Raw genomic sequence first — 4,788 nt, 5'->3', positions numbered from 1 at the left:
CGTAGCCCGCGCCAAATACATTGCCGCCGCGGGGGTCTCCGATTTTCAGCTCAAGTCCGCGATGGCCTCGGGAACCGTGTCCCGGGTGGCCCGCGGCGTCTATGCGTTGCCCGGTGCAGACGAGCAGCTGATCGCCATACGCTCGCTTCCGGCGGAACCGGCGTGTATCACCGCGGCACACTTCAGCGGGCTGTGGGTCCTTGAAGCCCCGGCCCAGCCGCACGTTGCCCTCACCCACAGCAGGAGCTACCAGGGCTTCGTCTGCCACAGGGCGCCCGCGCCGCCGACCCTCCTGGACACGGTCATCCAATGCTTGCGCTGCCTACCCGAACCTCACGGGCTGATCATCGCCGAATCCGCCGTCGTGCTGAAGGGACTCCCGCTGGGTGCGTTGCGTCAGCGGCTCGATGGCCGGAACGACACCCGGGAGCGCCGGATCGTGTCGGCGATTGTCCCGCAGTCGCAGTCGCTCATTGAGTGCCTGGCCCGGTTCCTGCTGCGGCGGGCCGGTTTCCATGTTGAGTCGCAGGTCAACGTTCCAGGAATGGGACACCTGGACCTGATGGTCGACGGCCGTCTCGGCATCGAGACCGACGGGGCGGGATTCCACATGGACAAGGCCAGCTTCGAGGAAGACCGGCGGCGTTGGAACGTCACCACGCGCCGGGGAATCCCGACTCTTGTTGTGACGTACCCGCTGCTGAGGGACCACCCCGAGGATTTCATCACCATGGTCCGCGACGCCCTGAACCGTCTGTCTGCGGCCGCCTAGAGTCAGACTCCACGTCCAGCTTCGTTCGCCCTTGCGATACGGTTCGGCACTGTGGTCCTGCACTCTGATCCTGCACCGCGCCCAGCCACCGCGGAAATTGTCCCGTGCTCTTTCGATGCACCGCTGGACATGTCCCTTGTTCCGTTGGTTATCCCTGCACATGTCCCTTGTTCTGCTGGTTTACCGCTGGACATGTCCCTTGCTCCGTCGATTCACCACGGGACATGTCCCGCGCTGGGTGGCGGCGATGAGCATGGCGCCGAAATGTCCATCTCCTGCAGCAAGGAGAGGGAATGTCCATTGGTGGCCGGGGGTGGGGCTGGGCATGTGCGTGGTTGGCCAGCAGGGGAGGGCATGTCCATTGGTCGCCGTGGGCCGGGCTGGGCATGTGCGTGGTTGGCCAGCAGGGGAGGGCATGTCCATTGGTCGCCGTGGGCGGGGCTGGGCATGTGCGTGGTTGGCCAGCAAGGGAGGGCATGTCCACTGGTCGGGTGGTGCGGAGGGCATGTCCCCTCGGCGCAACCACCGAGGCGCCCACCCCGGGACCGCCCGTCAGGGCTCCTGCACCCGTGGGGCGCGGCGAGGCGGGGGCGGCGGGACTTCCTTGGCTGCCACGACAAGGGGGAGGGCAATGAGGACGTCGGAGCGGCGGGTGCGGACGGTGCATACGCCGTCGGCGCGTTCCACGAGCTCGCCGAGGGCATCCGTCAGGCCGCCCTCGATCCTGTACCGGACCACAACGCGGGTGCCGAGCGGGGCTGAGGAGAGGAACTGCTGGGGCAAGGGCAAAGGCGAACTCATCAGATCATCGTAAGACGCGGAGCATGTGTGACGTCCGGCTAGGTTCGCGGGAACAGGCTGGGAGATAATAGGCTCAGAAGTCAGCAGCCCGGCTCAGGGCCTGGAAATCATCCGGCCGGTCGCCGGAACCAACGTGGAGAGGCCAGGGACGTGACGTACGTAATCGCGCAGCCGTGTGTAGATGTCAAAGACAAGGCATGTATTGAGGAGTGCCCCGTCGATTGCATTTACGAGGGTGAGCGTTCCCTGTACATCCACCCCGACGAGTGCGTGGACTGCGGTGCCTGTGAGCCGGTCTGCCCCGTGGAGGCGATCTACTACGAGGACGACACCCCCGAAGAATGGGCTGACTACTACAAGGCCAACGTCGAGTTCTTCGACGAACTCGGGTCCCCGGGCGGCGCCGCGAAGGTTGGGAACACCCACACCGACCACCCCATGATCGCCGCCCTGCCGCCACAGAACCAAGAGAACTAGGACGGCGCTACGGTGACATCTGCGGTGCGCACCTTCGGCCTGAGCCTGCCCGATTACCCGTGGGAGGCCATGGCGCCGTATCTCGCCACGGCAGCCCGGCACCCGGCAGGAGCCGTCAACCTTTCCATCGGAACCCCGGTGGACGCGACGCCGGCCCTCATCCAGGACGCACTGCGCGCCGCCGCGGACGCTCCCGGCTATCCCACAGTGCACGGGACGCCGGCCCTGCGGGAAGCCATCGCCGGCTGGTTTGCGCGCCGGCGCGGCGTACCCGGGCTCGACCCGCAGAATGTGATGCCAACGGTGGGTTCCAAGGAACTCGTCGCGTGGCTGCCGTTCCTGCTCGGCCTGAAGCCGGGCGACGTCGTCGTCCGGCCCACGGTTGCGTACCCCACCTATGACATCGGGGCCACCTTCGCCGGCGCGGAGCAGGTCGCCGCGGACGACCTTGACGAGCTCGACGCCGGCACCCGGGCCCGCGTGCGCCTGGTCTGGGTCAATTCACCGGCCAACCCCACCGGCAGCGTCCGGGACATCGCGTCGCTGCGGCGGATCGTCCGGCAGACCCGCGAGCTCGGCGCCGTCGTCGCGTCCGATGAATGCTACGCCGAGCTCGGCTGGGGGGAGTGGGACGTCCAGCGTGGCGGCGCCCCGGTCCCGAGCGTCCTGGATCCGCAGGTCGCAGAAGGCTCCCACGATGGCCTGCTCGCCGTCTATTCGCTGAGCAAGCAGTCCAACGTGGCCGGCTACCGGGCGGCATTTGTCGCCGGTGATCCGGTGATCATGGCAAACCTGGTCAACAGCCGCAAGCACGCCGGGATGATTGTGCCCTATCCGGTCCAGGAAGCCATGCGCGTGGCCCTCGGCAACGATGCCCACGTCCAGGCCCAGAAGGACCTGTACCGGGGCCGGCGGGAACGGATCGTGCCCGCGCTGGAGGGTTTCGGCCTGACAATCCATGAATCGAGGGCGGGGCTTTATCTCTGGGCCACCGCCGGCGAGGCGACGTGGGACACCGTGGGCCGGCTCGCGGACCGCGGAGTCGTCGTCGGCCCCGGGGTCTTCTACGGCGACGCCGGCAACGGGTTCATCCGGGTGGCGCTGACCGCCAGCGACGAAAGGATCGACGCCGCCGTCTCGCGGCTGGACCCGGAAGCGTAACAATGCTGTGACGCGTACCACATGTGGCGTGTTTTTGGCCTTTTGCGGGCCCCCCGGATTAGTGCCACCCGCGAAGTGAAGGTACTTTTTAACTGACGATCAATKGTGGCTTTCCACAAGAAGGCAGCGCGGCCTTTGGAAATCCTGTCCGCACAGGATCCGCGGGCAGCTTCACCAGATGTTGGACCAGCTTTCGACAGAGGCCCCGATGCCTCATGAGGAGACTCCATGACTGAAACCACCAGCGCAACCCTGCGCCATGCCGGCGGCGAACTCGAACTCCCGCGCATCAAGGTTGTAGAAGGGAACGAAGGCTACGACGTTTCCAAGCTGCTGAAGCAGACCGGCGCCGTCGCCTTCGACCCCGGTTTCATGAACACCGCGGCCACCACCTCGGCCATCACCTACATCGATGGTGACGCCGGCATCCTGCGCTACCGCGGCTACCCGATCGAGCAGCTGGCCCAGCACTCGAGCTTCCTGGAAGTCTCCTACCTGCTGATCTACGGCAACCTGCCGACCCCCACCGAGCTGGAGTCCTTCGACCAGCGGATCCGCCACCACACCCTGCTGCACGAGGAGCTCAAGGGCTTCTTCAGCGGCTTCCCCCGTGACGCCCACCCGATGCCGGTGCTGTCCTCGGCCGTGTCGGCGCTGTCGACGTTCTACCAGGACTCGCTGGATCCGTTCAACGCCGAGCAGGTGGAGGTGTCCACCATCCGCCTCATGGCCAAGATGCCGGTCATCGCCGCCTACGCCCACAAGAAGTCGATCGGGCAGCCCATGCTGTACCCGGACAACTCGATGAACCTGGTGGAGAACTTCCTGCGCCTGAGCTTTGGCCTGCCGGCCGAGCAGTACGAGGTGGACCCGGTCATCGCCAAGGCCCTGGACCTGCTCCTGATCCTGCACGCCGACCATGAGCAGAACTGTTCGACGTCGACCGTCCGCCTGGTCGGTTCCTCAAACGCGAACCTGTTCGCCTCCGTCTCCGCCGGCATCAACGCCCTCTTCGGCCCCGCCCACGGCGGTGCCAACGAGGCCGTCCTGAAGATGCTGCGCCAGATCCAGGCCGACGGCATCAAGCCCGAGGACTACATGGAGAAAGTCAAGAACAAGGAAGACGGCGTCCGCCTCATGGGCTTCGGGCACCGCGTCTACAAGAACTACGACCCGCGCGCCAAGATCATCAAGGCCACGGCGCACGAAGTCCTGAGCAAGCTCGGCGGAAACGACGAGCTGCTCGACATCGCCATGCGCCTTGAAGAGAAAGCCCTGGGCGATGACTACTTCATCCAGCGCAAGCTCTACCCCAACGTGGACTTCTACACCGGCCTGATCTACAAGGCCATGGGTTTCCCGGAGAAGATGTTCACCGTGCTGTTCGCCATCGGGCGCCTGCCGGGCTGGATCGCCCAGTGGCGCGAGATGATCAGCGACCCCAACACGAAGATCGGCCGCCCGCGCCAGCTCTACGTCGGCGAACCGGAACGCAACTACCCCTCGCTGTAGCCCGCCCGCCGGCCACGGCGCGCGTGATAGATAGTACGACGCCGGCCGCGCACCTTTTGCTGAGG

The 4,788-nt window shown here is 66.0% G+C and carries 5 protein-coding genes; 4 read left to right on the top strand and 1 reads right to left on the bottom strand.

All coding sequences use genetic code 11. From position 1 onward, the window contains the following. The coding region (locus AC1D1S_RS19315; RefSeq protein ID WP_476995229.1) for a hypothetical protein at positions 1-772 on the top strand (772 nt) is incomplete at its 5' end. 552 nt (positions 773-1,324) lie between these two features. Here AC1D1S_RS19315 and AC1D1S_RS19310 read toward each other — a convergent pair. Then, positions 1,325-1,573 (bottom strand): putative acetyltransferase, encoded by a 249-nt coding sequence (locus AC1D1S_RS19310; protein WP_476995228.1) that lies wholly within the window; start codon positions 1,571-1,573, stop codon positions 1,325-1,327. A gap of 150 nt (positions 1,574-1,723) precedes the next feature. Here AC1D1S_RS19310 and fdxA point away from each other — a divergent pair, with 150 nt between their 5' ends. From fdxA to AC1D1S_RS19295, 3 genes are all read left to right on the top strand, one after another. Beyond that, positions 1,724-2,050: a ferredoxin gene (gene fdxA / locus AC1D1S_RS19305; protein WP_028275689.1), complete on the top strand. Its 327-nt coding sequence runs from the start codon at positions 1,724-1,726 to the stop codon at positions 2,048-2,050. Between the two features lie 12 nt (positions 2,051-2,062). Beyond that, positions 2,063-3,211, top strand: coding sequence for a succinyldiaminopimelate transaminase (gene dapC, locus AC1D1S_RS19300; protein WP_308197239.1), 1,149 nt, complete (start codon positions 2,063-2,065; stop codon positions 3,209-3,211). Between the two features lie 228 nt (positions 3,212-3,439). Further along, positions 3,440-4,723, top strand: coding sequence for a citrate synthase (locus AC1D1S_RS19295; protein WP_028275687.1), 1,284 nt, complete (start codon positions 3,440-3,442; stop codon positions 4,721-4,723). Positions 4,724-4,788 lie beyond the last annotated feature (65 nt).

It is taken from the genome of Arthrobacter sp. P1_A5 (assembly GCF_056406825.1).
The sequence above is the reverse complement of the archived record's forward strand: the minus strand, read 5'-3'. Positions and strand labels throughout refer to the sequence as shown.

Coding starts and splice junctions, on each gene's coding strand:
- AC1D1S_RS19295 (WP_028275687.1), top strand. CDS start 3,440: ATGACTGAAACCACCAGCGCAACCCTGCGCCATGCCGGCGGCGAACTC.
- AC1D1S_RS19310 (WP_476995228.1), bottom strand. CDS start 1,573: ATGAGTTCGCCTTTGCCCTTGCCCCAGCAGTTCCTCTCCTCAGCCCCG.